Source organism: Thermococcus sp. (assembly GCF_027052235.1).
Taxonomy (GTDB): domain Archaea; phylum Methanobacteriota_B; class Thermococci; order Thermococcales; family Thermococcaceae; genus Thermococcus.
The window spans coordinates 69,681-93,629 of record NZ_JALUFF010000027.1; the positions used below are offsets into that span (position 1 = coordinate 69,681).

31 protein-coding genes are annotated in these 23,949 nt (G+C 54.5%); 20 read left to right on the forward strand and 11 right to left on the reverse strand.

The features are described from left to right. The first annotated feature begins 1 nt into the window (after nt 1). Genes MVC73_RS02820 through nuoI form a run of 9 tightly spaced genes read left to right on the forward strand, consistent with a single transcriptional unit; the run spans nt 2 to nt 8,239 of the window. A complete protein-coding gene (locus MVC73_RS02820) occupies nt 2-709 on the forward strand; it encodes a Na(+)/H(+) antiporter subunit B (RefSeq protein WP_297506876.1) in 708 nt (235 codons plus the stop codon). Continuing rightward, nucleotides 706-1,050, forward strand: coding sequence for an NADH-quinone oxidoreductase subunit K (locus MVC73_RS02825; protein WP_297506666.1), 345 nt, complete (start codon nt 706-708; stop codon nt 1,048-1,050). Before MVC73_RS02820 ends, MVC73_RS02825 begins: the two co-directional genes overlap by 4 nt. Next, nucleotides 1,047-2,534, forward strand: coding sequence for a proton-conducting transporter membrane subunit (locus MVC73_RS02830; RefSeq protein ID WP_297506667.1), 1,488 nt, complete (start codon nt 1,047-1,049; stop codon nt 2,532-2,534). Before MVC73_RS02825 ends, MVC73_RS02830 begins: the two co-directional genes overlap by 4 nt. Next, nucleotides 2,531-4,372, forward strand: coding sequence for a proton-conducting transporter membrane subunit (locus tag MVC73_RS02835; protein ID WP_297506669.1), 1,842 nt, complete (start codon nt 2,531-2,533; stop codon nt 4,370-4,372). Before MVC73_RS02830 ends, MVC73_RS02835 begins: the two co-directional genes overlap by 4 nt. Continuing rightward, nucleotides 4,373-5,266 carry a respiratory chain complex I subunit 1 family protein gene (locus MVC73_RS02840; protein ID WP_297506671.1) on the forward strand — a complete coding sequence of 298 codons (894 nt, stop codon included), beginning with the start codon at nt 4,373-4,375 and terminating at the stop codon, nt 5,264-5,266. Between the two features lie 10 nt (nt 5,267-5,276). Continuing rightward, nucleotides 5,277-5,861, forward strand: coding sequence for an NADH-quinone oxidoreductase subunit B family protein (locus MVC73_RS02845; protein ID WP_297506673.1), 585 nt, complete (start codon nt 5,277-5,279; stop codon nt 5,859-5,861). Continuing rightward, complete coding sequence (locus tag MVC73_RS02850; protein ID WP_297506675.1) at nt 5,852-6,415, forward strand: NADH-quinone oxidoreductase subunit C; 564 nt, start codon at nt 5,852-5,854, stop codon at nt 6,413-6,415. Before MVC73_RS02845 ends, MVC73_RS02850 begins: the two co-directional genes overlap by 10 nt. A 10-nt stretch (nt 6,416-6,425) precedes the next feature. After that, nucleotides 6,426-7,610, forward strand: a complete 1,185-nt coding sequence (locus tag MVC73_RS02855; RefSeq protein ID WP_297506878.1) for an NADH-quinone oxidoreductase subunit D — start codon at nt 6,426-6,428, stop codon at nt 7,608-7,610. A gap of 5 nt (nt 7,611-7,615) precedes the next feature. After that, nucleotides 7,616-8,239: an NADH-quinone oxidoreductase subunit NuoI gene (nuoI, locus tag MVC73_RS02860; RefSeq protein ID WP_297506880.1), complete on the forward strand. Its 624-nt coding sequence runs from the start codon at nt 7,616-7,618 to the stop codon at nt 8,237-8,239. Nucleotides 8,240-8,281: 42 nt separating this feature from the next. On the opposite strand, the gene MVC73_RS02865 is transcribed toward nuoI, so the two are convergent. After that, complete coding sequence (locus tag MVC73_RS02865) at nt 8,282-8,998, reverse strand: cytochrome c biogenesis CcdA family protein (protein WP_297506677.1); 717 nt, start codon at nt 8,996-8,998, stop codon at nt 8,282-8,284. Between the two features lie 62 nt (nt 8,999-9,060). Further along, nucleotides 9,061-9,660, reverse strand: a complete 600-nt coding sequence (locus tag MVC73_RS02870; RefSeq protein ID WP_297506679.1) for a glutaredoxin — start codon at nt 9,658-9,660, stop codon at nt 9,061-9,063. 90 nt (nt 9,661-9,750) lie between these two features. On the opposite strand from MVC73_RS02870, the gene MVC73_RS02875 reads away from it, so the two are divergent. Continuing rightward, nucleotides 9,751-10,212 carry a hypothetical protein gene (locus tag MVC73_RS02875; protein ID WP_297506681.1) on the forward strand — a complete coding sequence of 154 codons (462 nt, stop codon included), beginning with the start codon at nt 9,751-9,753 and terminating at the stop codon, nt 10,210-10,212. A 99-nt stretch (nt 10,213-10,311) separates the two neighbouring features. After that, entirely contained in the window at nt 10,312-10,563 is a 252-nt protein-coding gene (locus MVC73_RS02880; protein WP_297506683.1) for a hypothetical protein, read from the forward strand. A 2-nt stretch (nt 10,564-10,565) separates the two neighbouring features. Here the strand turns inward: MVC73_RS02880 and MVC73_RS02885 are convergent, their stop codons facing one another. Continuing rightward, nucleotides 10,566-11,120 carry a YbhB/YbcL family Raf kinase inhibitor-like protein gene (locus MVC73_RS02885; protein WP_297506685.1) on the reverse strand — a complete coding sequence of 185 codons (555 nt, stop codon included), beginning with the start codon at nt 11,118-11,120 and terminating at the stop codon, nt 10,566-10,568. Nucleotides 11,121-11,203: 83 nt separating this feature from the next. Here MVC73_RS02885 and MVC73_RS02890 point away from each other — a divergent pair, with 83 nt between their 5' ends. From MVC73_RS02890 to MVC73_RS02910, 5 genes are all read left to right on the forward strand, one after another. Next, nucleotides 11,204-11,926 (forward strand): 3-oxoacyl-ACP reductase family protein, encoded by a 723-nt coding sequence (locus MVC73_RS02890; protein WP_297506882.1) that lies wholly within the window; start codon nt 11,204-11,206, stop codon nt 11,924-11,926. A 138-nt stretch (nt 11,927-12,064) separates the two neighbouring features. Next, nucleotides 12,065-12,703, forward strand: a complete 639-nt coding sequence (locus MVC73_RS02895; protein WP_297506687.1) for a DUF257 family protein — start codon at nt 12,065-12,067, stop codon at nt 12,701-12,703. 52 nt (nt 12,704-12,755) lie between these two features. After that, nucleotides 12,756-13,217, forward strand: a complete 462-nt coding sequence (locus MVC73_RS02900; RefSeq protein ID WP_297506689.1) for a DUF2284 domain-containing protein — start codon at nt 12,756-12,758, stop codon at nt 13,215-13,217. 1 nt (nt 13,218) lies between these two features. Then, a complete protein-coding gene (locus MVC73_RS02905; RefSeq protein ID WP_297506691.1) occupies nt 13,219-13,713 on the forward strand; it encodes a hypothetical protein in 495 nt (164 codons plus the stop codon). Beyond that, on the forward strand, nt 13,698-14,693 hold the full coding sequence (locus MVC73_RS02910) for a PIN domain-containing protein (RefSeq protein WP_297506693.1): 996 nt from the start codon (nt 13,698-13,700) through the stop codon (nt 14,691-14,693). The genes MVC73_RS02905 and MVC73_RS02910 overlap by 16 nt, the downstream gene beginning before the upstream one ends. Here the strand turns inward: MVC73_RS02910 and MVC73_RS02915 are convergent. The 6 genes from MVC73_RS02915 to MVC73_RS02940 form a co-directional block, all read right to left on the reverse strand. After that, nucleotides 14,690-14,983, reverse strand: coding sequence for a hypothetical protein (locus tag MVC73_RS02915; protein ID WP_297506695.1), 294 nt, complete (start codon nt 14,981-14,983; stop codon nt 14,690-14,692). The genes MVC73_RS02910 and MVC73_RS02915 overlap by 4 nt on opposite strands. Then, a complete protein-coding gene (locus MVC73_RS02920) occupies nt 14,980-15,675 on the reverse strand; it encodes a hypothetical protein (RefSeq protein ID WP_297506697.1) in 696 nt (231 codons plus the stop codon). The genes MVC73_RS02915 and MVC73_RS02920 overlap by 4 nt, the downstream gene beginning before the upstream one ends. Before the next feature lie 63 nt (nt 15,676-15,738). Beyond that, the gene (locus MVC73_RS02925) at nt 15,739-17,064 is read right to left on the reverse strand and encodes a RuvB-like helicase (protein WP_297506699.1); all 1,326 of its coding nucleotides are present in this window, start codon (nt 17,062-17,064) and stop codon (nt 15,739-15,741) included. 151 nt (nt 17,065-17,215) lie between these two features. Next, complete coding sequence (locus MVC73_RS02930) at nt 17,216-17,977, reverse strand: 7-carboxy-7-deazaguanine synthase QueE (RefSeq protein WP_297506702.1); 762 nt, start codon at nt 17,975-17,977, stop codon at nt 17,216-17,218. After that, nucleotides 17,974-18,240 (reverse strand): hypothetical protein, encoded by a 267-nt coding sequence (locus MVC73_RS02935; protein WP_297506704.1) that lies wholly within the window; start codon nt 18,238-18,240, stop codon nt 17,974-17,976. Before MVC73_RS02935 ends, MVC73_RS02930 begins: the two co-directional genes overlap by 4 nt. 11 nt (nt 18,241-18,251) lie before the next feature. Continuing rightward, nucleotides 18,252-18,752: a hypothetical protein gene (locus tag MVC73_RS02940; protein ID WP_297506884.1), complete on the reverse strand. Its 501-nt coding sequence runs from the start codon at nt 18,750-18,752 to the stop codon at nt 18,252-18,254. A 313-nt stretch (nt 18,753-19,065) separates the two neighbouring features. On the opposite strand from MVC73_RS02940, the gene MVC73_RS02945 reads away from it, so the two are divergent. The 3 genes from MVC73_RS02945 to pyrG all read left to right on the forward strand — a co-directional run bounded on the left by MVC73_RS02945 (nt 19,066) and on the right by pyrG (nt 21,439). Continuing rightward, complete coding sequence (locus MVC73_RS02945) at nt 19,066-19,353, forward strand: DUF357 domain-containing protein (RefSeq protein ID WP_297506706.1); 288 nt, start codon at nt 19,066-19,068, stop codon at nt 19,351-19,353. 10 nt (nt 19,354-19,363) lie between these two features. Continuing rightward, a complete protein-coding gene (locus tag MVC73_RS02950; protein WP_297499695.1) occupies nt 19,364-19,741 on the forward strand; it encodes a DUF555 domain-containing protein in 378 nt (125 codons plus the stop codon). A gap of 102 nt (nt 19,742-19,843) precedes the next feature. After that, nucleotides 19,844-21,439 (forward strand): glutamine hydrolyzing CTP synthase, encoded by a 1,596-nt coding sequence (pyrG, locus tag MVC73_RS02955; RefSeq protein ID WP_297506708.1) that lies wholly within the window; start codon nt 19,844-19,846, stop codon nt 21,437-21,439. Here pyrG and MVC73_RS02960 read toward each other — a convergent pair. After that, nucleotides 21,433-22,278 (reverse strand): hypothetical protein, encoded by an 846-nt coding sequence (locus MVC73_RS02960; RefSeq protein ID WP_297506710.1) that lies wholly within the window; start codon nt 22,276-22,278, stop codon nt 21,433-21,435. The two genes, pyrG and MVC73_RS02960, sit on opposite strands and share 7 nt — an antisense overlap. Nucleotides 22,279-22,392: 114 nt before the next feature. Here MVC73_RS02960 and MVC73_RS02965 point away from each other — a divergent pair, with 114 nt between their 5' ends. Further along, nucleotides 22,393-22,785 carry a 30S ribosomal protein S8e gene (locus MVC73_RS02965; RefSeq protein WP_297506712.1) on the forward strand — a complete coding sequence of 131 codons (393 nt, stop codon included), beginning with the start codon at nt 22,393-22,395 and terminating at the stop codon, nt 22,783-22,785. A 76-nt stretch (nt 22,786-22,861) separates the two neighbouring features. On the opposite strand, the gene MVC73_RS02970 is transcribed toward MVC73_RS02965, so the two are convergent. Then, the gene (locus MVC73_RS02970; protein WP_297506714.1) at nt 22,862-23,941 is read right to left on the reverse strand and encodes an NOG1 family protein; all 1,080 of its coding nucleotides are present in this window, start codon (nt 23,939-23,941) and stop codon (nt 22,862-22,864) included. Nucleotides 23,942-23,949: the final 8 nt, after the last annotated feature.

Consider the following 23,949-nt stretch of genomic DNA (forward strand, 5'->3'; position numbering starts at 1 on the left):
CATACTCAAGCGCTCCCTCGCGATAATAACGCTCCTCATAATAGGCTACTGGCTCGCCCAAGGGCTCGCCGGCGTTCCCTTCGGGCAGGACAAGATGCTCGTCGGCAAGTACTACCTCGACAACGTCATCCGCCAGACCGGGGCTGTCAACGCGGTAACGGCCGTTGTCGTCAACTACCGTGGTTTCGATACGCTCGGTGAGGTCACCGTTCTGTTCATAGCCTCAACGGGCGTTGGAGCACTCCTCTGGGCGAAGAGGAGGGAGAGAACCGCCAAGACCGAGGGCTCGATAGTCCTGAAGACTGGCATAAGGCTTCTCACACCGTTCGTGATGCTCTTCGGTGCTTACATATTCATCCACGGACACCTGACCCCGGGAGGAGGCTTCCCCGGAGGAGCTACCATAGCGACGGCGTTCCTACTGCTCTACATGGCCTACACGATGTACGAGATACCCCACAGGGCCTTTGAGAACACCGAGGGCATAGCGGGAATGAGCTACGTTCTCGTCGGCCTCATAGGTCTCGCAATAGGTGGCTACTTCCTCTTCGACTGGATATGGCAGACGTGGCACTTTGGCGTCAACAACATAGGCAGAATCCTCAGCGGTGGCTTCATACCTGTGATCTACACCATCATAGGCATCAAGGTCGGCACGGAGCTCAGTGGAATCATCGACAACATGCTCAAGGAGGAGGTGAGAGAATGATCAGTGTCTACTACTTCGGCGCCATCTCGCTCGTCCTTATCGGCCTCTACGCCGTCCTCGTGAAAAAGAACGTCCTGAAGATGCTCATCGGTCTGAGCATAATGGAGACCGGCGTTAACCTTCTCCTTATAAGCATAGGCTACGTCTCTGGGAGGAGCGCACCAATACTGAGCGAGGGAATAGGCCCCAACCAGGCTGTTGACCCGATTCCCCAGGCCCTTGTTCTGACGGCAATAGTCATCGGCGTTGCCACCACAGCCATGGCCCTTAGCGTTGCTATAATCCTCTACCAGAGGTATGGCACCCTCAACGTTGAGGAGATAAGGAGGTTGAGAGGATGAACGTGCAGTACGCTTCGCTCCTCATAGCCCTACCCCTCATAAGCGCGTTCTTCGTCCCCCTGATAAAGGGGCTTGGCGGGAAGGCCATAAAGGCCTACGTGCTGATAATAACGGCGATACAGGTAGGAATAGCCACATGGGTCTTCGAGGAGGTCTACACTACCGGGAAGCCGATAGTGGTGATGGCGGGAGGATGGAAGCCACCGGTCGGCATAGACCTATACATAGGCCCCTTCGCGGCGCTCTTCGTCCTCATAGTTGCCCTCGTGAGCTTCCTGATGGCGGTCTTCAACTTCAGGGCGGTGGATGTTGAGCCATTCGACAAGTACGCCATGCTCTTCCTCCTCCTGATGCTGGGAGCGACCGGAATGATAGCGACCGGGGACATCTTCAACCTCTTCGTCTTCATGGAGATAACTGCCATAACTGCCTACGCCCTCACCGCCTACAACAAGACCGGTGAAGCGGCCGAAGCCTCGCTGAAGTACATGGTTTTGGGGGGCATAGGTTCGAGCTTCTTCCTGATAGGCGTTGCCCTCATCTACGGCGCCACCGGGACGCTCAACATGGCTCAGATAGCCCAGCTGGCCGGCAACATAAACCCGACCGTTGCTCAGATTGCCCTGGCTTTGGTGATCTTCGGCCTTGCCGTCGAGGCCGAGCTCTTCCCGCTTAACGCGTGGGCGCCCGACGCTTATCAGGCGGCACCCCATCCAGTAACGGCGATGTTCTCGGCCTTTGTCGTGAAGGCAGGCCTCTACGCCCTCGCCAGGATACTCTACCTGATGAGCGCAGTTGGGACATGGAAGAACGTCCTCTACCTGCTAATAGCAATGGCGACTTTGACAGTCGTGGTTGCAGAGTTCTCGGCCCTGAGGCAGAGGAACGTCAAGAGGATGATAGCGTACTCCTCGATAAGCCAGGTCGGTCTGATAGGCCTGGCCTTTGCACTCGGAACCCAGGCAGGTGTTGATGCAGGCGTCTTCCAGATGGTCAACCACGCGATCATCAAGGTTCTTCTCTTCCTCGGCGTCGGTTACGTGGCGGTACAGCTCGGCGGAGCGGACATCGAGAACTTCCGTGGCCTCGGAAAGAGGATGCCGCTGACTGCCCTCGGAATAACCGTGGGTTCAATGTCCGCGGTTGGGATACCGCTCTTCAACATCTTCTGGAGCAAGCTGAGGATAATCCTTGCCACGGTTGATGCAGGCTACGCATGGGCAGCCGCGCTTGTGCTGGGCGCGAGCGTTGTTGAGGCTGTCTATTACTTCAGGCTGGTGCACACCATATGGTTCGCAGGGGAGGGCGAGAGGCTCAGGGAAAGCGTCCCTCTGGTGGCGATAATGCTGCTCCTGATAGCCCTCATCGTGGCAATAGGCGTTTACCCGAACTACGTCTGGAACCTTTCCCAGAAGGCCGGTAGCGACATCTTCAACGTCGCCCAGTACATCAAGAACGTTCCACTCATGGGGGTGGGAGCATGAACCTGCTGATTGTGATTCTCTTCGCACCGCTCATAGCGGGCTTCCTGGCGTGGCTCCTCGATTTCAAGGTAATCCGCGAGGCGATAGGCATAATCGGCGCCTCCATTCCAATCGGAGTGCTTGCCTACTACTACAGCACGGTGACGAGTAAGTCCATAACCTACAGCTTCACTGTTGGAGGCTTCACCCTCGGCTTCCAGCTGAGCATGCTCACTTGGTACTTCGCGACCGTTGCTTCAATAGTCGGCGTCGCGATGGCCTTCGGAATGGCGAGCACCTCTAAGAGCTCCTATGACTGGCTCTTTGCCCTTATAAGCTTCACCGGCGTCCTTGGCGTCTTCCTCAGCTCGGACTTCGTGGGCTTCTTCCTGTTCTGGGAGCTCATGACCTTCGGAAGCTTCATGATGGTTCTGAGAAGGAACAGGCACGAGTCCCTCAAGTACTTCGTGCTCAGCGTCATCGGCGCCTACTCGATGCTCGTGGCAATAGGCATAATCTACGCCAAGACTGGGGCACTCGACTTCAACACGATAAGGCAGGCCCTCCAGCTCGACGCGATGATTGGTGCCATAAGCAGGGGCGAGACGGCATTAATCTACACGCTCTTCCTCGTTGCCTTTGGCGTCAAGGCCGGCGCCGTTCCGCTCCACGTCTGGGCGCCGGGGGCTTACAGCGAGAACGACCAGAGCTACACGGCCTTCTTCAGCGGTGCTCTCAGCAAGGCTGGCGTTTACGGTTTTGTGCTCCTCTACATCCTGATGGGAGCAAAGCTCTACACCGCCCTCGGAGTCTTCCACAACCACCTGGTCTTCGCATACATACTGGCTTGGATAGGTGCAATAACCGTCGTCGTCGCGAGCTTCCTTGCGGTGCTCCAGGAGGACATAAGGAAACTCTTCGCTTATTCATCGGTCGGTCAGGTCGGCTACATCCTCCTCGGTCTCGGCCTTGGAACGGGACTGGGCTTTGCAGGAGCCCTCTTCCACGTCCTCAGCCACGCGATATTCAAGGGCCTCTTCTGGCTGGTTACGGCTGCGATAATCCTCAGAACCGGCAAGACCCGCTTTGAGGACTTCGGTGGATTGGCAGAGAAGATGCCGGTGACGTTCGCCATGGGACTCATAGCGGTTCTCAGTCTTGCGGGAATACCCCCGATGGCCGGCTTCGCGAGCAAGTGGCTCCTCTACGAGGCGGCCATACAGGCCCACATGCCCCTCGTGGCAGGTGCAATATTCCTCGGCAGTGGACTGGCCTTCGCCTACGTCGTGAGGTTCCTCTATGCAGTATGGTTCGGCCAGAGGCCGAGCGACCTTGAGGGTGTTAAGGAGGCACCGCTCCCGCTCCTCATTGGAATGGTCATCCTGGCGGTACCGAACCTGGTCTTCGGAATAGCTCCCGGACTTGTCACAGAATACCTCAACAAGCTCTTTGGAAACACCATAGTTGGAGGGGACTACTTCAGGCTCGTCACACCAACGGGAACCTACAACGCCCTTCTGGTCACGGTGCTCCTCGTCCTCGGCCTGAGCATAGCGGGTCTCATATACATCTACGGCGCGAAGACGAGGAGGATACCGGTTACCGACACCTACCAGTCGGCCAACCCTGTAACTGGGGAGTACAACCTCAGCATAAGGAGGAACTTCTACAGACCACTCGCTGAGGCCCTCGACTTCTGGCTCAAGTACAGCTGGGACAGGTTCTACGAGAGATTAGCAGGCATAGCCGAGGACTTCGCGGACTGGCTCAGGGAAGGGTTCTACAACGGGAACGCCCAGAGCTATTCGTGGTATCTGGCGATAGTGCTCCTTATCTTAGCGCTGTGGGGGGTGCTGTGAATGTTCGCGTGGAAGCTTGCACTTGAGGCCATAGGGATACTCATCTACGCGACCTTCATGGGCTTCATCTTCATGGGCATAGAGCGAAAAGCCATGGCGAGGATACAGAGGAGGATAGGGCCTCCCATCTACCAGCCCATCATAGACACTCTAAAGCTCCTCGGCAAGAAGGAGAGCGTCAGCCACGGCTTCATCTACAACTTCGGGCCGGTGTTTGCCCTTGGAGCGACCATAACGGCGCTCCTCTTCATACCCATGGGTAACTTCCAGCTCTTCAGCACCAACGCCGACTTAATCGTCGTCGCCTACCTCCTTGAGGTGCCGATGCTCGGGATAATGCTCGGTGCCATGAGCTCGGGCAACCCCTACTCAGCGGTGGGTGTCCAGCGTGGACTCCTAACCATGGTTGCCATGCAACTTCCCTACGGTCTGGCCATAATAGCACTCGTCCAGCACTGGGGAACCTTCAAGCTGGGCCAGCTCGTGGCGCTCCAGCAACTTCACGGATGGAGCATAACCGTTCCGGCTTTACTGCTGGCCTTCATAGTCTTCGACATAGTCTTCCAGGCATTCCTCGGCCTTGAGCCCTTCGACATAATCACAGCCCCCGCAGAAATCTCCATGGGTCCGATGGTCGAGTACGGTGGCAAGCATGCGGCTTTACTCTTCACCCAGCACGCGGTCCAGCTCTTCGCCGAGACGGCATTCTTCGCGGTGCTCTTCCTAGGTGGGGCAAGCAACCTCCTTGAGCTGCTCATCAAGCAGATAGCGGTGCTCTTCATAGCGATATTCGTGGCCAGCATCTACCCGAGGTTCACCATCGATCAGGCCGCGAAGTTCTTCTGGAAGTGGCCGACGATAATCGGAATAATAGCCGTACTGCTGACGATGTGAGGTGATGTGAATGGGTGAGAATGAAGGTTTCATAAGCTACGAGCTCCGGGAGTTCAAGCTCTTCGAGCCCCTCTTCAGATGGGCCAGGAAGAAGAGCCTCTGGATAGTGGCGTTCTGTACCGGTTGCGGTGGCATAGAGATGCCACCCCTCTTTACGGCGCGCTACGACGTCGAGAGGTTCGGTATGATGCCGAATCCCTCCCCGAGGATGGCCGACCTCTTCCTCATTACCGGCTATGTGACTCCGAAGACCCTCAAGAGGATAATCATTACCTACGAGATGATGCAGGACCCGAAGTACGTTTTAGCCCACGGCTCCTGCCCGATCAACGGTGGTGTTTACTGGGACTCCTACAACGTGGTCAAACAGCTCGACAAGTACATCCCAGTAGATGTTGCGATAGCGGGCTGTATGCCTAGACCGGAAGCAGTTATGGACGGCATAATGGAGATAATGCGCAAGATAGAGAGCGGTGAAGCCGACGGCTGGAAGAGGTACAGGGAGAACTACGAGTGGTACAGGAAAAATCAGGACGAGCTTTTCGGTGAAGGATGGCGCGAGAAGGAGGCCAAGAGGTGGTTGGCATGGATATGAACGAGAAGAAGATTGAAGAAAAGGTCGAGGAGACCAAGCTTCCAGACACGAAGGAAGGAAAGCTCGTTAAATCTCTCATCGAGAAGGCACCGTACGCCGAAGGCAACGTCAGGCGCGAGAGGAGGGTTGAATTCAAAGTCCCAGCTGAAAGGATACACGAGTTCCTTGAGCTTGCAAGCGAGGCCTTCGAGATGCTCATGCAGATAAGCGTCGTTGACTGGCTCAAGGAGGGCGAATTCGAGGTCATCTACCAGCTCTGGAGCGTGGGCGAGAGCGTTCATGCATTTGTAAGGACGAGAATTCCAAGGGAAGGGGCAAAGCTCCCAACGGTCATGGACATCTGGCCTGTTGCAGAGACCTACGAGAGGGAGGCACACGAGTTCTTTGGAATAACCTTCGAGGGCAACCCGAGGTTAGGGCCCTTCATCCTTGAGCCGAGAGAATACGAGAAGCACCCGCTCAGGAAGGACTTCAACATGCTCTCCTACGTGAAGGCAATCTATGGAGACGACTTCGACAGGTATGACGAGAGCAAGACGAATTACGTAATCTGAGGTGATGCTCATGGCGAATTTGGAAGTCCCAAAGGAGCTTAGGGAAGAGGCAAAACAGCACGACATGTACCTTCACCCCATAGCCAAGGACACCTACGAGCTGTTCTTTGGGCCGCAGCACATGGCAACCGAGAACTTCAGCATAATCCTGAAGATGGATGGCAACAGGGTTGAGAAGGCTATAGTAAACCCCGGTTTCCTCCACAGAGGCTTTGAGAAGCTGGCGGAGCAGAGGCCATACTTCACCAACATAGCATTACTCCTCCGTATCTGCGTTCCCGAGAGCGACGTTCCCGAGAACATTTACTCCATGGCAGTCGATGAAATAGTCGGCTGGGAGGTGCCTGAGAGGGCTATATGGATAAGGAACGTCGTCCTTGAGATGGCAAGGTTGAGTGCCTGGATGTTCTGGATAATGGGCTTTGGAAACGAGATCGGTCTCTATACCGCGGGCCAGTGGGCGGCAGCTTACCGTGAGAGGTTCATGCGCCTCTTCGAGGAGTTAACCGGAGGTAGGGTTTACCACATCTACACCGTGCCCGGTGGCGTTAGGAGGGACATACCCGGCGACCGCTGGTTGAGACAGCTCCGCGACACCGTCGAGTACCTTAAGGGCAAGCTCAAGGACTTTGACGAGATACTCTTCGACAACTACATCACCTTCGAGAGGACTGAGGGAGTCGGTGTTATGGACAAGCGCTTCGCCCTCAGGCACGCTGTAACCGGCCCGAACCTGAGAGCGGTTGGAGTTCCCTACGACGTCAGAAAGGACGACCCGTATTATCTCTACCCCGAGCTCGACTTTGAGGTTCCTGTCCTCAAAGAGGGCGATAGCCTGGCCAGAGTTCTCGTCAGGAGATACGAGATGGAGCAGGACCTCTACATCCTTGAACAGCTACTCGACATGGGGCCGCCGAGCGGGCCCTACATGGTTCAGGATGCCCGCCTGAAGGCCCTTCCAAGGTTCAAGCCGCCCAAAGGAGACGCCTACGCCCACGTCGAGTCAACAAAGGGCGACTTTGGTGCCTACGTTGTCAGCGATGGAACCCACAAGCCCTACAGAGTCCACATAAGGGGACCGAGCCAGAGTCATGGTGTTACAGTGCTTGAGGAGCTCCTTAAGGGTGCCCGCTTGGCAGACGTGCCGGTCATATTGAAGACCCTTGACAATTGCCCGCCGGACATAGACAGGTGATGGGTATGGCAAGAGTTGTTGGCGAGGATAAAGTCAAACTCAAGAAGTCCTTCGTCAAGCCTTGGATGGGCATCAAGTATCTCTTCAAGAAGCCAGTAACCATAAAGATACCCTACGAGAAGATAGAGCCCGCTCCCAAATACAGGGGCTTCCACACCCTCGACTGGAAGAAGTGCATTGGCTGTAACTTCTGCGGCCAGATATGCCCGGCCAGGGCAATAGAGATGACGTGGATAGAGGTTGACGGAAAGCTTGAGAAGAGGCCCCACCCGAAGGTCGACTATGGAAGATGCACCTTCTGCCAGTTCTGCGTTGACGTCTGCCCGACGGGAGCGCTGGGCTTCAGCGAGAGCTACATACTGACCACGGGTGGCGTTGAGGAGGAGCTTGAGCTCTACAACTGGGTTCCGATAAACCCTGAGAAGGTTCGGGAGATCAACGAGAAGTTCGGTGACTACCGCTTCCCGGTCGAGAGGATAGAGAAAAAGTCCGACGGAACCTACATTTACCACCTCCGCGACGGCTCAAAGGTGGAGTTCAAGATAGTGGGCTACGGCCTCAGGCCCCCGAAGAGGCCCCAGCCGAAGCCTGCTGAAAAGAAAGATGCCAAAACCGAGAAGAAAGAGTGAGTTTTTCTTTCTCTTCTTACATTTGCATCTCTAAATGCTTCTCTAAAGGAGCACCCACAGGCCTATGCCGATTAGCAAAAGGCCCGCTATGACCGAGAGCTCCCTGCTGTGCCTCACCATCGCCCGGGAAAAGCGTTTGCTCTCAGCAACGCTCCCCATGGCGAGCAGTATGACCACAAGCGGGAGAACGAATATGACGTTGTAGAGTCCCAGCAGGAGGAAGGCCATCTCCCTGCTTCCGTGGGCTATTATCGTGGCGTAGACGAGGTAGCTTCCGGCAGAACAGGGCAGGAGCGTCGTTGAAACAACGATGCCTAAAACGAACGAACCTATGAAGGTCGCCTCAGCGCTGAAAATCCTCCTCCTGATCTCTTTCTTTCCCCCGATGCGGGACTTTTCCATGAGGCCAGTCACTATCGTGTATGCTCCAAAAGCTATGGCTAAAGCGCCAGCCCCCCAGAGCGGGATGTACTGTCCCAGGTAGAGCAACCCAACGCCGAGGAGATAGTAGGAGAGATAAACGGCCACTATGAAGGCCGAGCCTATGAGGTAAAGCCTTCCCCTTGACACGTCCCTGACGGAGAGGGCTATGAGCAACATCGTGTATATTACGAAGGTGCAGGGGTTCACCGAGTCGCTCATCGAGAGGGCAAAGAACTGAGGGATGAACCACGTGAGGCCTATGGCATAGAGCGCGAGAGCACTCAGGCCCAGGGAAAGGCTCACTATGAGAGTCAGTGCCTTGACTTCCGCCTTCATGCTTTAATGCTCAATCGGGCCCTTTTTCTCCCTTTCTGGAACAAAAAGTTGGAAACGGTAGGTTAACTCGAATTCAGCTCACTGAGTATCTTCTGAACGTCCACCGGTTCGTGCCTAACAAAGAGCCTGTAGAGGGCGTTGATGAGGAGTTTCGACTTCTCGTCCTTGCGCGGGAGGAGGTAGGTCTTCCCGACGAAGAGTAGTGTGCCGTTGTTCTGCATTGCCGCCGCGATTATTTCTGGCGTTGCGCTGACGTTGAACTCGCCCTCTATCACCGCGTAGAGGGTTCCGTTGTAGGTTATCGCTATGGCCGGGACGCCGGTTATACCGGTCAGCCGGGCGATCTGGCCGAGGAGTTTCTGGTTTGTCTCGTTGTCAACGAGCTCGTAGTAGGTAAGGGCCTCACTTCCGAACTTTTCAGGGATAAGCTCGTGCATGCGCCTGCAGTGGGGGCACGTCTTCATCCCGTACATATAGAAGTGTATTCTGTCGAGGTATATCCTGTATCCCTTAACTTCAACGAACTTGGCCACGGACGCTGTGGTGGTAGTCGTTCCCGCGGGGGAGCTTTTCGTTGAGGTCGTTCCCCCGTTGCTCCCCACACAGCCCGAGGCGACGCCGATGAGGAAAACGAGTAGCAGTACCATTGCGAGCCTCTTCATCCAACCACCCGAGAAGGTTCTCGGGCACCGTTAAAAGCTTACCTCCGGAAGCCTTAAATCCTCCTCTTAGGAGAAAGGTTGTGATGTGCTATGCAGTCATGGTACCGTTCACGGGCGCTCTACGAGACAGTTATGAAGCTCATCAGGGGAGGTCGCTTTGAGGAGGCCCTGAAATTAGCAGGGGACATTCCGGATCTTCCCGTCCGCTCGAAGGCCTTCAACGAGATAACCGTCGAGATGGCGAAGATGGGCGGGGATTACTCCGAGGCCCTTAAGAAGGCCATAGAGACCGCTCTGGAAATTCATGGAGATGGCTCTACAAAGTCCCTCATGGCTCTCGCCTTCGACTTCCTTGAGATGGGAAAGCCCGAGGGGGCTCTGAGGATAGCCCGGTACATAACCGACATTTCCAACCGCTCGAAGGTTCAGGCGGAGGTTGCCCTGGCCCTCGCCCGGAGGGGAGACCTTGAGGGCGCGATGAAGCTGATAAACGACATCCTCGATGAGGACGTCAAGACGTGGGCCATGTCGAGGCTGGCGAGCGAGGTTTAGCGTGAATCTGATAAAACTTTCCCTTTTCGGGGGCATGTTTGACAGAAATCCCTCCACAACGCTTTTTTGGCCACCTCAGATTTTCCCCGGGGTGAGAAAATGGAGTGGGGACAGATAATAGGTCTTTTGGGCATGATACTCCTCGTCAGCTCGTGGGTTCCTCAGACGGTTGAGACGGTGAGGAAAAGGCACTGCCCTCTCAACCTTGAGTTCATAATAATCTACGTAGTCGCAGCTAGCCTGCTCACTGTCTACTCCTACATCATAGGCGACTGGATATTCTTTACGCTGAACTTCCTGTCGGCATTTCAGAGTGCCATAAACCTGGTGGTAAAATTGATGGAGAAGTAGACTCACTTCCTCTCGTAGAGCCCTACGACCTCTCCCCACTGAATCACATGGCCTTCCATTGCCCTCTCAAGCTCTTTCCTCGTGGCACCGGGCTTGAGTTTGAGCTCTGTATCGAGGGCGTAGACCTTAAAATGATAGTGGTGCGGCTTTCCCCTCGGCGGGCACGGGCCGTTGTAGCCTATCTTTCCGAAGTCGTTCCTGCCCTGAACAATGTGGATTGGCTCTTCCACGACTTCCTTCTTTGGCAGACCCTCGGGTATCTCACCCACCGGTGGTATGTTCCATGCTATCCAGTGAGTAAAGGTTCCTCCCGGAGCATCGGGGTCATCAACTATAACAACGAGGCTCTTTGCCTTTTCGCTGATGTTCCCGATGTAGATTGGGGGATTCCAGTCCTCCCCCTCGCAGGTAAACTTCTTCGGTATGAACTCCCCGTTGTGGAAAACGGAGCCAACCTTCAGCGTCATCCCAACACCTCCTTCAGGTCTTTCCTGGGAAACACAACCTGCCGCGAGGATGACCAGCGCAACGAGTATCCAGGGGATTATCCCTTTCATGGTAAGTATTACGTTTCTAAACGTAAAAATGTTTCGCGTCAATGTTTATTAATCGGAACGTTCAATCTTCAGTGGTGGTTGCCATGGAGCTTAAGGGCAAGGTTGCCCTCGTTACAGGTTCCGCGAGGGGTATCGGGAGGGCCATAGCGGTTGAACTCGCAAAGAGAGGGGCGAACGTCGTCATAAACTATGCCCACAGCGAGGAGGAGGCCAAGAAGACGGAAGAAGCCTGCAGGCAATACGGCGTTGAAACGCTTGTCGTTAAAGCTGACGTCAGCAAGAGGGAGGAAGTCAGGGCTATGGTGGAGAAGATAATCGAGCGCTTTGGCAGGATAGACGTACTTGTGAACAACGCCGGGATTCTTGGAAAGGCCCTAAGACCGATGGATGTCACCGACGAGGATTGGGACGCCGTTTTGGCTGTAAACCTCAAGGGGGCCTTCATAGTAACGCAGGAGGTTCTGAAGTACATGAAGAGGGGCAAAATCGTCAATATAGCCTCCATAGCCGGCAAGGACGGCGGAACTGTTGGCCCGCACTACGCTGCATCTAAAGGTGGCTTAATAGCCCTCACCTTCAACCTCGCAAGGCATCTGGCGCCTGATATACTCGTCAACGCCGTCGCTCCGGGTCCGGTTGATACAGACCTGATTAGTCCGGAGATAAAGGAAAAACTCAGAAAGCTCTCCCTAACGGGTGAGATAGCAAAACCAGAGGAGATAGCCCACGCCGTGATATTCCTCCTCGAAAACGACCATGTTACCGGGGAAGTGGTTGACGTCAACGGCGGCAGGCTGATGGATTGATAACCGATTAGAACAAAATGTTATGGTGGGGGGTTGTAAGTTCCCGTTTTCTGCGTTATAATTTTTGACATTTGTCATTCCATAAGTTTATATACATACAGGTAGAAACATTGCCCGGTGATAACTGGGGGTGATTAAGTGATCAAGAAGGCCGATTGGTTATGGGATAGCTTAAAACCGGGAGAAACGGTTCTTATAGAGCATGATTCGCTAACGTCTCCGGCCCTTGGGTTTTACTATGCCGTTAAATGGGCGAAGACAAAGGGATACGAGGTCATTGTTGATGATATTCTCGATACCCTCTACATTCAGATTTCTCACTTAAAGCTCGCTGGTTGGGACATAGGTATTGTGGACGAACTCAAAGTCATAAAGGAGGGCGGAACCCTGAAGGTGGGGAACGTTGTGGCCCGCCTTAGGCTCGATCAATATGCCATACGACAAACCCAGTATTCACGGGTTTACGAGCCCCTCATCTCCAGAGGGGGCGTAGTGAATATAGTGCTTGGCTTGGATAAACTGTTCTTGATATCCGATATGCACGATAATATGAAAACGGTCAACTCTATCTTGAGCTATACTGGTGATGACCGCAGGATAGCCCTATATTTCATTAACAGGGATCTTTTGGGAACCAGCTGTCCTCATTTCCTCCCCCTCTTGGAGGAGATAGCGACCACAGTTATCAAGGTAACCAAGGAGAAGGGCAGGTACGTCTTTTCAGTTGTTAAATCCATCAACAACAAACTTGATGGAGAGTCACTGGCACTTCCCTGAGCGTTGGCAATGCATTTTTAACTTTACCCCTCCTATATTCTCTTGATGCCCGATGGAGATCCTGTGGGAGAAGGAGGTTGCCGCTTCGAGCATAGTGGTTTCGCCGAGGCCGGTCTGGAAGTGCCGTGCTTGTCTCATGTACAGTAAAAGGCCCTCGTGCCCTCCCCACGCCCCGGACTGGAGGGAAGCTAAGGAGTGGGTTGGGAGCTTTAGGAAGGCCCTCCTCGTGAAGTTCTCAATAAACATGGAGGACTTTGAAGAGGAAAAGCGGAAAGCCCTTCTCTGGCTCCTCAAGAGGGAAGCCGAGCTCTTCAAGGAGGGCAAGCTCTACGCGATGGCCCTCTTCCCGGGCAACTGCAACCTCTGCGACGACTGCCCCTTTGAGAGGGGTCAAGCATGCAGGATGCCTGAAAAGGTCAGGCCGAGCGTTGACGCCGTGGGAATAGAGCTGAGCTCCCTCGTGGATATAGACTTCTCCGAGAGCGTCCTCTACGGCTTGATAATGGTGGAGTAAAATGGCTGGAAAGCTCGCCTACGTGAGTATCTTGGGCCGTTCGCCCTGGGCGTCTGTGAACACTTACTACAAGCTCCTCAGGGAGTACGGGATGGGGGGCATCGAGAGGCTGTACATCTTCACCGAGGAGAGGTATAGGGAAGGCCTTAGAAAGGTTGTCAGGGCCTTCGATGTTCTCTCCTCGGCTTACAGCATGAACCCTGAGATATTTACAGTCGTTTTACCTGACTACGGCTTCAACGAGGCTGAGAAGAAGTTCCATGAGCTCTTTTCGGAGCTCGCCGGAGAGGGGTATGGCATAGGGATAGACATAACCTCCGGTAGAAAGGCCATTGTCGCCGCGGCGATAGTGCAGTCAATCAACTTTCCCGTTTCCTTCATCGTCTACATGGGACTTCTCGACAGGGACTTCCCGAACAGGCCCTACATGATGATTCCGGCTCACTTGCAACCCGTTAAGAACTTCATGGGGGCTGGGCTGTGGGAGAAGTCGTGATACAGAAGCCTGAACTTCAGATACTGATCAACCTTCTGGCCGAGAAAGGAGAACTCGAAGTTTCCTACCCCCTCTACGAGCTTCCCCTTCTCAAGGTTAGACCTTCGGCGAGAGGGTACGAACTAACCGTCCTGGCCGAGAGGAGAGCTTTTAATGCCCTTTCCCGGGGGCATTCCTCGGAGCTTCCCACGTGGAGCGACTTCTACGAATGCTTTATTTCCTCCGGCATAGTGAGGTACGAGAACCTTGACGAGTTCGAGAGAACCCTTGAGCTCTACCGCAGGCTGAGGAAGGGCGTCGTTTTCGCCCCCGACACGAACCTCTTCTACCACCGCTTCATCTCCTCCTACCGACCCCTCGACGGCTACCAGATAATAGTGGCCGAGGGGGTTAAAAAGGAGATAGAGGAGGCCATGAACTACAAATACCGGAGGAAGCAACTGGAGGAACTCTCAAGGGTCGTCAGAAACCCCCACCTGCTCAGGGAGTTCAACAACAGGCGGACGAAGAAGAGCAGGAAAGCTGCATACATAGCCCTAAAGGAGTTCGAGAGGCTGAAAGACAGGATAATCATAGCGGAAAGCGTGAGTGAGCCCGTCCACAACAACGACGAGCTTATAGTGAAGACCCTGAAGCGCTACGACACGATGAGCCCGGTTTTGGTGGTGTTTCTCACGGCGGACATAGCTGTAACGGACGTTGCCGAGATGGAGGGCCTTGAGTACTTCCTCTTCAAATACCCCCGGGAAAGCCTTGGCCACCACGAAGTCTCGGCCTACCAGTTGAGGACGTTGCTCTTCAACCTCTCGGCCGTCTTTGGTGTCATCGAGGTGAACGGCATCGTAATCTTCGGCGAGTTCGGGGGCAAGGTTGCCCTCAACGAGCTCAAGCTGGCGTTCCCAGGCAAGGACGGGCTTTACAGTGAGTTCACCTTTCACCTTGACCTCAGCAGAAAGCTGATGGAGATAATGAAAGGTTAAAGCTTCCTGGCCTTTAATGAGACAACGAGAAACTCAAAGACGAAGGTGAAAGCAGTAAAGAGCTCGGCGAAAACGGTTATGTATCCTCCAACCGGGAGGAGAAGGAGTGCCATACTGACCCCAAAGGCCGTCAGTTCTTCGCTTTCCCTTGATTCCCCTCCGTATCGGTATTCCATGAGGAAGACCAGCCAGTTCAGGGCAACGAAGAATGCGAGGGTGGGTCTAAACTCCCAGAACAGGTAGGCGAGAGAGTAGGCCAGAAAGGGAACCGCCCAGTAAAGTCTCCTCATCCGTCCACCTCCATACGGGCTGATGTAATCTCCGTGCCGTTGTGGAGAACGATGAAAGTGTAGCTTCCGGAGTTAGCGAGCCTGAGGATAAGCCTGAGCTCCCCTCTGGTTTCCCCAAGGGTTAGAATCGTGGAGCCGTTGAGGTTGTTCAGCTCGGCTTTGTCTAGGGCGCCGGAGGCTTTCAGGACAGCTTGGGGCTGCACTTCGAGGTAAGATGTCGTTCCAATGCCTCCCGCTTCGATGGAAACCGGAATCTTCCGGGCGTAGGAGATGAAAACCGTCCCGTTAACTGGATGGGCGTTGACTGTGACGTTAAAGTCGTGGGGAACAAAAGGAGGGACGAGCTTCAGGGCGTAAAGGGTAACGCTGGTGTTGAAGTTCTCCCCGATTATCTCCACCTCAAACGTGTATAGCGTTGCGTTTATGCCCTCAAGAAACCGCTCGACTTCCTCAAAAACAGTTAGGGGAGCAGTCAGATAGCCGGAGAACGTGCCGTTTATCTCGGCTGTTTTCACCCTCGCAGCTGCCGGGGAGGTTTCAGTCCCTGCCTGTTTGCTGGGACTGTGATGTGAAATGCTGGAAGTGTCCTCAATGCTGGATGGACTTTGAGCCGAGCCGGTGGTTGAGAGGCATCCACTCGTAAGCACTCCGATAATCAGGATGGCGATGAGAAGGGCATAACTTCGGCGCATTCTCTCACCGGAGGTGTTAATCCACCAAGGCTTAAAAGTGTTACTAAAAGAAAGGAAAAGAAATCAGCTCAGCATGCCCTCAAGCTTCTCGACGAACTCCATGCTCCTCCTGAGGTCGGCGAAGTACTCCTTTGCCTTTTCCACATGCTCCCTCTCGACTCTTCCGCCTTTAGCCAGAACGCTTGCAGGAGCTAGGAGCTGGACGGCATAGCGGAGGCTGGTCTTCTCGCCGAGCTCGGCAAGGTATTCTATCGCCTCCTCGCTGACCTCTATCTTCTCCTCCTTTGCGCGAATCTTGACTATCTCGCGGATTTCCTCCTTCTTGTAGGGCTCGGTGTTGATTATCAGGAGCCTGTCGAGCATGTCTATTGGAATCCCGTGCGGGGCCTCTATGTCGGTTCCCCTTATCTTTGTCCTTCCACGGTTGGTTGCTAAGATAAGTATCGGCGCCAGTTCGCTTTCCATCGCCCTCGCTAGGAAGGAGAACGCCTCTATGTCGAGCATGTGAACCTCGTCTATAAAGAGAACCCCCGGGACAAGCGTTGCCCTTCCTTCCTCCACCCAGCTCTTTACGGTCTCGTCAACGCGCTGTCTTATCTCGTCGCTTATCTCGGCTCCCGTGCTGAATAGCAGGCCGAAGATGTTTCCGCGCGCGTTGGCGACATCCAAGTCGTGGAGCGTAACCGTGTAGGTGAACTCCTTTATCTTGAGAACCGGCCCGCTCGGAAGGTTGACCTTCCTCTTGAAGAAGAGTCCCTCTTCCTCCTTCGTGGTTCCAATCTTCGAGACCCTTCCGGTTTCTGCATCGATCTGGATGACGTCTCCCTCCTCAACGCCGAGCTCCATGAGCTGATAGGCTATTTCCCTGCCCGCTCTGACGGTCTTCTCGTCGTCTTTAGTGCGCAGGGTTATCACGACGCTTTCCGGAACTTCCACGTAGGGGTTGAAGGGATGCCTCGTCTTGTTTATTCTAATCTCCTTAACCTCGCCTTCGTACACCTTCCTCTCCTCACTTATTCTAACCCCTATGGCCCTTCTCATGGCCTGCTTAAGGAACTCCGTCTTGTTGACCTCGGCCGAGTAAATCTCGCTCCCCGCTATCTGGACAAAGGGAACGTCCTCACCAAGTTCCCTGGCTATTCCCATCGCTATGGCCGTTTTACCAGAACCGGTCGGCCCGACGAGGAGGATGCCCTTTCCGGCGAGCTTACCGCGCTTTATGAGCTCGACTGCTATTCCCGCGGCTTCCCTTGCCTTAACCTGCCCGACCATTCCGTCCGCTATGAACCTCGCCTTTCCGTTCTCGTCGAGGCCGAGACCTCTTATGTGGGAGTGCATGCCGACCCTTTCGAGACTTCTCGGGGCAGTCACTTCCTCTATCACTGGCATGGCACCACCCCCTTAATCTTTCCGAAGGTAACTAAAAGAGGGGATTTAAAAATTTGACGGGTGGCTCAGGCCGTCGATCCCGGGCATCGGTACCCCAAAGGCCAATCTCATCATCGCCGGGGAAAGTTTGGGATTGGTCTTAAAAACACTCTCAGAGAACGTTGAGGTACTTATGCACCTGAAAACTGAGCCCGACGTTCTTTCTTCCCATTACCAGCGCGGCCTCGCGGTAGAGCTCCATAAGCCTCTCCTGGCTTATTTCAATCGGCTCTCTCGGTTGTATCGCCAGCGGTGCAAGTCCCTTTAAAATCTCCGCATACCAGCGAACGTTTTCAGCCCTCGTCTCCGAGGTAACGACGAGCTTGGCGTAGACCTTTGCGCCTTCCCCCTTAAGAATCCTTATGCTCTCGACCTCCCTGAGAACGAGTCCTTTCCAGTCTTCCGTGGCTTTAGCCGTCTCGTCCTTTATGTCCACGCTCGCGTAGTCCACCAGAGGAGCAACCTCCTTAACAAGCTCTGGAAGACCCCCGTGGGTCTCAAGGAAGTTATCGAAACCGAGTTCTTTCATGCGCTCCATTAAGGCTTTCAGACCCTTTATCTGGAGCGTCGGCTCTCCCCCGGTGTAGCTTATCGAGTGTATATCCCCTGTATCAAGCCGTAGAACTGCATCAACGACCTCTTCAAGCGAAGCCGGATTCGGCTTATACTCGAACTTTCCGGTAAAGGGTTCTACCTCATAGCGCCAGCGGAAAACGCGGGATGCATCGATGTACTGTTTTGAGTCGCAATAATTACAGTGAAGGTCGCAACCGGCGAAGCGGACGAAAATCTGCCTTCTCCCGAAGGCTGAACCTTCGACGCTTCCCCCCTCGCCCTGCCAGCTGTTGAAGACCTCAGCCATTATGAGCCTCATGGCTTTAACTCCTCCACGTTGAGTCCCTTAACTCTCTCGCTCACGAAGCCCTCCAGTATCTCCACCTTAACGCTCCTCTCCTCGCCGGTCATGTCTGCCATGAGATGAACCGCTCTCGCGTAGTCCCAGAGCCTTCTCTTCGCCTCGGCGGTAACTCCCTCGGCCATGACTATCAGCTCTCTCTCCTCGGGATGGGCACTCATCCACCCTATGACCTTTTCCGCGTCCCTCTCGGTGAATACGCCCCTTTTCTTGAAGAGCATTCCCCACCACCTCATAGGTATTTGAGAAGTGCTCCAATAGCCTCCTCAAAGAGCTCCTTGTCCCTTCCCTCAAGGATTGTCTCAAGGTAGTGGACGGAGGCGATGTTGAGGATTATGTAGGCGGTGTTCCTGTCGAGGCCTAGGTTGTAGGCGTCGTAATAAACCCTCTCCTCCCCAAGGGCATCGTTCAGCATCTCGACGAAGTAGTTTATCTCCTCAACTGTTAGCTCGTCAAGCCTGCTCTCCATCTCGTCGAAATAGCGCTCGATGATGCGTATCTTCTCAAGGTCGAGCTTCAGAGTGCCCTCGACGAAGGGAAACTCCCCAACCCGAAAGACCTTCACGCCTTCATCGTCCTTTATCCCAATGTAGTCCCACAGGAGTACTCCCTCGACGGGATTATGGCCGTATTTGCTCGCCAGATAGGAAAAGCGCTCCAGAGCGGAGTCCATATCGTCTATAAACTCCTCCTCATCCCTGAAGTGTATTATCTTGCTCACGGTTCCACCCATGTTTCGCACCGCTTTCGGTTGGGACTTGGGTTATAAAAGCTTTCGAGCCATAAGCCTTTTATCGCTTTCACTCCATCTTCCCCTGCCCGACGAGTATGGGGTTGCGATGACGTCGGGACCCCCAGGGGGGCGACACTTCCCACTGCCCCCCTTACAGCCCTGTAAAGCAAGTGCTGGCGAAAAAGTGTGTGCTTTTTTGAGATTGATCAAAAGGCATGCGACATATCATGCGCCCATTTGAGTCAAAACTTTTTTGGTGAAGCTTTGGTAAGGTTTATAAGAAGGCTTTCAAAGGACGACCGAGGCGAGACCGGTGGGCCGAGAGATAACGGAGGAGAAGCTCCTCAAGTACTTCAAAATAACCGAAGAAGCACTAAACCGGTTGGAAATAGCCGTTCACGAGAAAAGCCTCCTTATGAAAGTCGCCGAGGACTTTTTGACCATGGCGAGAAGCTATTTTGAGGACGCCAGATACTACTACGAGAGGGGCGATTACGTTACGGCCTTTGCGGCCCTGAACTACGCCCACGGTTTTATCGATGCGGGCGTAAGGCTTGGCGTCTTCAGGGGTGAGGACGACAGGCTCTTCGCGTTTGGGTGAGGTGAGAGAAATGGGGGACTACGTGGTTGTCCTTGAGGCACCTATAATCGTTAGGGACGTTGAGACGAGCGAGGATGCCATAAACGTCGCGGTGAGCAAGGTAACTAAGGCCCTCAACAAGGAGAAGCTGGACTTCGTGAGGGTCGAGCTCGGCTACTCCCAGTGCCCGGTCTGCGGTGCCCACTTCGAGAGCGCTTTCGTCGTCGGGAACGTCGGGCTCGTTGGCATGTACCTGACCCTCAAGGTTTACAACGCCCAGACGGTTGAACATGCGGTCAGAATAGCTAAGGCCGTTGTTGGAAAGGCCCTAAAGAAGGTTCCCCTCAAGGTCTACGAGATAAGGGAGCTCACCGAGGAGGAGGGCAACGGCATCGAGCTGGATGAGTAAATTCCCTCCCTTTTATCCTCTTCCTAACCCTCTCCGCCAATTTTGATAAAACTTTTAAGCACTCCCCAATCAACCAACGACATAACGCAGGGAGGTTTTATCATGACGAAGTTCATCTTTGTCACGGGCGGTGTCGTTAGCGGTCTCGGAAAGGGCATAACCAGCGCTTCCCTCGGGATGCTCATGAAGGCGCGCGGATTTAGAACGACCAACATCAAGATCGACCCCTACATCAACTACGACGCCGGGACGATGAACCCCTATCAGCACGGGGAAGTTTTTGTGCTCGACGACGGCGGTGAGGTTGACCTGGATTTGGGAAACTACGAGCGCTTTCTGGATACCAACCTCACATTCGACCACAACATAACGACCGGGAAGGTCTATTCTGCCGTCATCGAGAAGGAGAGGAGAGGAGAATACCTCGGAGCAACGGTTCAGGTTATCCCTCATATCACCAACGAGATAAAGGAGCGCATAAGGAGAATCGCGAGGGACTATGAAGTGGTTGTCGTTGAGATAGGCGGAACCGTCGGCGACATCGAGAGCATGCCCTTCCTTGAGGCGGCGAGACAGATGCAGCTCGAAGAGGGCAGGGACAACGTCGCCTTCGTCCACGTCACCTACGTTCCCAAACTGAAGGTCGTTGGCGAGCAGAAGACCAAGCCAACTCAACACAGCGTTAAAGAGCTCCGCTCCCTCGGAATCCAGCCGGATGCGATAGTGGCCCGCTCAGAGGACCCGCTGGAGGAGGGGGCGAGGAAGAAGATAAGCCTCTTCACGAACGTTCCGGAAGAAGCCGTCGTCAGCGCCTACGACGTTGAAGACACCTACGAGGTTCCTCTCCTCCTTGAAAAGGAGGGACTCCCCGCTTACCTCACGAAGAGGCTCGGTCTTCCAGAGAGGAAGCCGGAACTCGACGCCTGGCGTGAGATGGTGGAGAAGTACAAGTCCCTGAGCGATGAGGTCGAGATAGCCATCGTTGGAAAGTACGTTAAGTTAGCCGACTCCTACCTCAGCATAAAAGAGGCTTTAAAGCACTCCAGCGTGGCCAACGATGTCAAGGTGAGGATACGCTGGATAGAGGCGGAGGACGTTGAGAGGGAAGGAACCGCCCTTCTGGAGGGTGTCGACGGCATCATAGTTCCGGGGGGCTTTGGAGCTAGGGGGAGCGAGGGGAAGATAGAGGCCATACGCTACGCCAGAGAGAACGACATACCCTTCCTCGGAATATGCTTCGGCTTCCAGCTGACTGTCGTCGAGTTCGCGAGGAACGTTCTCGGGCTTAAGGGGGCGCACTCGACCGAGATAGATCCTCAAACCCCACACCCAGTCGTTGACCTGATGCCCGAGCAACGGGGTTTGGACAGGCTCGGCGGAACGATGCGCCTCGGGGTGTACCCCGTTAAGGTAAAACCGGGAACCTTAGCTCACAGGCTCTACGGAAGGGAGCTGATATACGAGAGGCACAGACACCGCTGGGAGGTGAATCCAGACTACATCGAGAGGTTCGAGAAAGCGGGGCTGGTCTTCAGCGGTATCGCCGGCGACGACGAGAGAAGGATGGAGATACTTGAGTTGCCGGGCCACAGCTACTTCATAGCGACCCAGTTCCATCCCGAGTTCAAGTCGAGGCCGATGAGCCCGGCACCGGTCTTCAGGGGACTGGTCAAGGCCGCGAGGGAAAGGCGTCAGTAGAGGAACTCTTTTTCCCTCTCCTTTCCCTTCAGGTCGGTGTAAAATACCACCCCTGAGGCCCAGATGAATGCTACAATGAAGGCATCGAAGGGGGCAATTACCACCGAGGCCAGAGCTGTGCTCCCGGGCATGGCCAGGTAAGCGAGCAGGAGGATGGGTGCAAGTACAACCGAAACCCCGAGTAGCAGGAGTAGCAGGAGAACACCCAGCCCTATAGAGCTGAGGAAGTTTCTGAGGGCCAGAGTTAAGGCCGTTAGGAAAGCACCCACGTTGCCCTCTTCAATGTACGCCGGTACGAGAATGGCTGAGAAGGCTATCCCGAAGGGTATTATGGCTATGATGAGCGCCACACCAAGTAAGAGCAACACGAGTCCCTTCTCGCCCACCACAGCACCCGTAATCACCATCCCGATTGGGATGGCTGAGAGGAGCATCAGGGATAGGTAACCGAGGATGTTGACCACTATGACCCCTGGGAAGTGCTTCAGCCCCTCAAGGAGGAGCTCGCCCATTGAGTATTCCTCTCCCCTTGAGAAGAGGATGTAGGCCTTCGTGACCCCATACTGGATAGAGGAGAAGAGGACGAGGGCTATCAGCGAGTAGATGAGCAGGTTCCTGAGGTTCTCAACGAGGGTGTTGCTCAGCTCCTTCGCCCCGTATTCCTCGAAGGTCACGTTTCCCATTCTGGTCTCCTTGAAGACCTGCCCTTCATCGGAAGACAGCCCGAGGGCGGTTCCCAGAGGGATGAGTATTAGCACCGCTATGAGGATGACTGCGTAGGCCTTTTTCTCCCCCGAGACCAGTGAGAAGGCCGTTGAGAAGGCGTGAAGGGCGCCCATGAAACCACCACCAATGGTAAGGCATCGGAGCTTAAAAGGCTTCTCCCTAGGAAAAGCTTATAAACGAACTCCCGAAAGTGGCGATGGGTCGTCAAGCTAATCGGGGTGAGATAAATGGCAATCTGGCAGGGAAGATCACTTAAGAAACCTTCGGGAGGAAGGATTGTCCTCGCGAGGAAGAAGAGGAAGAGGGAGCTCGGTAGGGAACCCGCGAACACCAGGGTCGTTGAGGACGTCGAGAAGAGGAAGATTATAAGGACGTTCGGCGGTAACAGGAAGGTTCGCCTCGTCGGTGCCCTCTACGCCAACGTCTTCGAGAACGGCAAGGGCAAGAAGGTCAAGATACTCAACGTCGTCGAGAACCCGGCCAACAGGCAGTACGCGAGGAGGAACATAATAACCAAGGGCGCCATCATAGAGACCGAGATAGGGAAGGCCATCGTCACGAGCAGGCCCGGTCAGGACGGTGTTGTCAACGCCGTTCTCATAAAGGAGGAGAACGCCTGATTCCTCTCGGCTTTGCCTTCTCTGTCTTATGCTTTTGTAACCTTTAAGCTGTAATATGGGAGAAGGTAGTAAAGAATTAAAGCTCGGAACCTTCCCTGTACTTTCTGAGTTCCTTCTCCATGATTTTCTTCGCCAGCTCTCTGGCCTTTGGCTCCACAACCTTTACAACGCGCTTCCTGAGCTCGTCGAGGCCCTCCCCGGTTAGGGCCGAAATCCTCACAGGTTCGAGGCCCATCGAGCGGACGAAGTTTTCGATTCTCTTAATCTTCTCCTCCTCCGCTATGTCCACCTTGTTTATCGCAACTATGAAGGGAAACTCGCCGAACTCCCGGTAGATTTCCTCGAAGAGGTGGGTCTGCTCCTCAACAGGATAACCGCAGTGCTCGCTGGGGTCGAAGATGTAGACTATCAGGTCCGCGAGGTGCTTTAAGGCTAGGATTGCCTGCCTCTCAACATCGTTTCTCTCGCTGAGGGGCCTGTCGAGCAAACCGGGCGTATCTATGACCTGATAGCGGAGGTAGTGCTCCTCGAACTGGCCGACGTTTATGCCCTTGGTGGTAAAGGGATAGCTCGCAACCTCTGGCTTTGCGTTGGTCAGGGCCCTCAAAAGCGTGCTTTTGCCCACGTTGGGGTGGCCGGCTATAACTACCGTTGGTAGCTCAAGGTCAACAACCGGTAACCCCTTGAGAACGTTCCTTGCCCTGTTGAGGTACCTCAAGTCATCGTCTATCTCGTGCAGTATGTCAGCGACGCGCCCGTAGAAGGCCCTTCTGAGCTTCGCTATCTCAACCGGGTCCCGCGAGTAGCGTATCTTCTCCACGTGCCTGATTTCAAGGTTCCTTATCGTCTTTATCGCCCAGTTAACCCTCGCCAGCGAGCGGTGGAACTGGTCGCGGTCAACGAGTGTATCCACGAGCTCCTGATAGAACTTCGGGAGCGTTGAAACGCCCGGTGTTCTGTCCAGTATCTTCCTCAGGTTGTCCCTGATGACGTTGGATACAGTTCTTACCCTAAGTTCTTCCCTCCCCCTCGCCTTTGCCACCTTTCCGCCAACAGGGTTAAACGCCGAAGCGGCTTTCTCGGCCCTCCTGAAGGCCTTATCGATGAGCTCGTCAGCGGTAAGAACCGTTGGCATCTTCTCAAACGGGTTCTTCATTCTCACCC

Bases quoted from the DNA above. Each gene is read 5' to 3' on its own strand.
- MVC73_RS02930 (WP_297506702.1), bottom strand. From the start codon at position 17,977: ATGAGGCTCATAATGGCTGAGGTCTTCAACAGCTGGCAGGGCGAGGGG.
- MVC73_RS02865 (WP_297506677.1), bottom strand. From the start codon at position 8,998: ATGAAGGCGGAAGTCAAGGCACTGACTCTCATAGTGAGCCTTTCCCTG.
- MVC73_RS02845 (WP_297506673.1), top strand. From the start codon at position 5,277: ATGGGTGAGAATGAAGGTTTCATAAGCTACGAGCTCCGGGAGTTCAAG.
- MVC73_RS02915 (WP_297506695.1), bottom strand. From the start codon at position 14,983: ATGAGGAGACTTTACTGGGCGGTTCCCTTTCTGGCCTACTCTCTCGCC.
- MVC73_RS02885 (WP_297506685.1), bottom strand. From the start codon at position 11,120: ATGAAAGGGATAATCCCCTGGATACTCGTTGCGCTGGTCATCCTCGCG.
- MVC73_RS02970 (WP_297506714.1), bottom strand. From the start codon at position 23,941: ATGAAGAACCCGTTTGAGAAGATGCCAACGGTTCTTACCGCTGACGAG.
- MVC73_RS02940 (WP_297506884.1), bottom strand. From the start codon at position 18,752: ATGGGTGGAACCGTGAGCAAGATAATACACTTCAGGGATGAGGAGGAG.
- MVC73_RS02925 (WP_297506699.1), bottom strand. From the start codon at position 17,064: ATGCCAGTGATAGAGGAAGTGACTGCCCCGAGAAGTCTCGAAAGGGTC.
- MVC73_RS02920 (WP_297506697.1), bottom strand. From the start codon at position 15,675: ATGCGCCGAAGTTATGCCCTTCTCATCGCCATCCTGATTATCGGAGTG.
- MVC73_RS02850 (WP_297506675.1), top strand. From the start codon at position 5,852: ATGGATATGAACGAGAAGAAGATTGAAGAAAAGGTCGAGGAGACCAAG.
- MVC73_RS02965 (WP_297506712.1), top strand. From the start codon at position 22,393: ATGGCAATCTGGCAGGGAAGATCACTTAAGAAACCTTCGGGAGGAAGG.
- MVC73_RS02855 (WP_297506878.1), top strand. From the start codon at position 6,426: ATGGCGAATTTGGAAGTCCCAAAGGAGCTTAGGGAAGAGGCAAAACAG.
- MVC73_RS02875 (WP_297506681.1), top strand. From the start codon at position 9,751: ATGCAGTCATGGTACCGTTCACGGGCGCTCTACGAGACAGTTATGAAG.
- nuoI (WP_297506880.1), top strand. From the start codon at position 7,616: ATGGCAAGAGTTGTTGGCGAGGATAAAGTCAAACTCAAGAAGTCCTTC.
- MVC73_RS02960 (WP_297506710.1), bottom strand. From the start codon at position 22,278: ATGGGCGCCCTTCACGCCTTCTCAACGGCCTTCTCACTGGTCTCGGGG.
- MVC73_RS02830 (WP_297506667.1), top strand. From the start codon at position 1,047: ATGAACGTGCAGTACGCTTCGCTCCTCATAGCCCTACCCCTCATAAGC.
- MVC73_RS02870 (WP_297506679.1), bottom strand. From the start codon at position 9,660: ATGAAGAGGCTCGCAATGGTACTGCTACTCGTTTTCCTCATCGGCGTC.
- MVC73_RS02840 (WP_297506671.1), top strand. From the start codon at position 4,373: ATGTTCGCGTGGAAGCTTGCACTTGAGGCCATAGGGATACTCATCTAC.
- MVC73_RS02950 (WP_297499695.1), top strand. From the start codon at position 19,364: ATGGGGGACTACGTGGTTGTCCTTGAGGCACCTATAATCGTTAGGGAC.
- MVC73_RS02825 (WP_297506666.1), top strand. From the start codon at position 706: ATGATCAGTGTCTACTACTTCGGCGCCATCTCGCTCGTCCTTATCGGC.
- MVC73_RS02900 (WP_297506689.1), top strand. From the start codon at position 12,756: ATGGAGATCCTGTGGGAGAAGGAGGTTGCCGCTTCGAGCATAGTGGTT.
- MVC73_RS02890 (WP_297506882.1), top strand. From the start codon at position 11,204: ATGGAGCTTAAGGGCAAGGTTGCCCTCGTTACAGGTTCCGCGAGGGGT.
- MVC73_RS02835 (WP_297506669.1), top strand. From the start codon at position 2,531: ATGAACCTGCTGATTGTGATTCTCTTCGCACCGCTCATAGCGGGCTTC.
- MVC73_RS02935 (WP_297506704.1), bottom strand. From the start codon at position 18,240: ATGCTCTTCAAGAAAAGGGGCGTATTCACCGAGAGGGACGCGGAAAAG.
- MVC73_RS02905 (WP_297506691.1), top strand. From the start codon at position 13,219: ATGGCTGGAAAGCTCGCCTACGTGAGTATCTTGGGCCGTTCGCCCTGG.
- MVC73_RS02880 (WP_297506683.1), top strand. From the start codon at position 10,312: ATGGAGTGGGGACAGATAATAGGTCTTTTGGGCATGATACTCCTCGTC.
- pyrG (WP_297506708.1), top strand. From the start codon at position 19,844: ATGACGAAGTTCATCTTTGTCACGGGCGGTGTCGTTAGCGGTCTCGGA.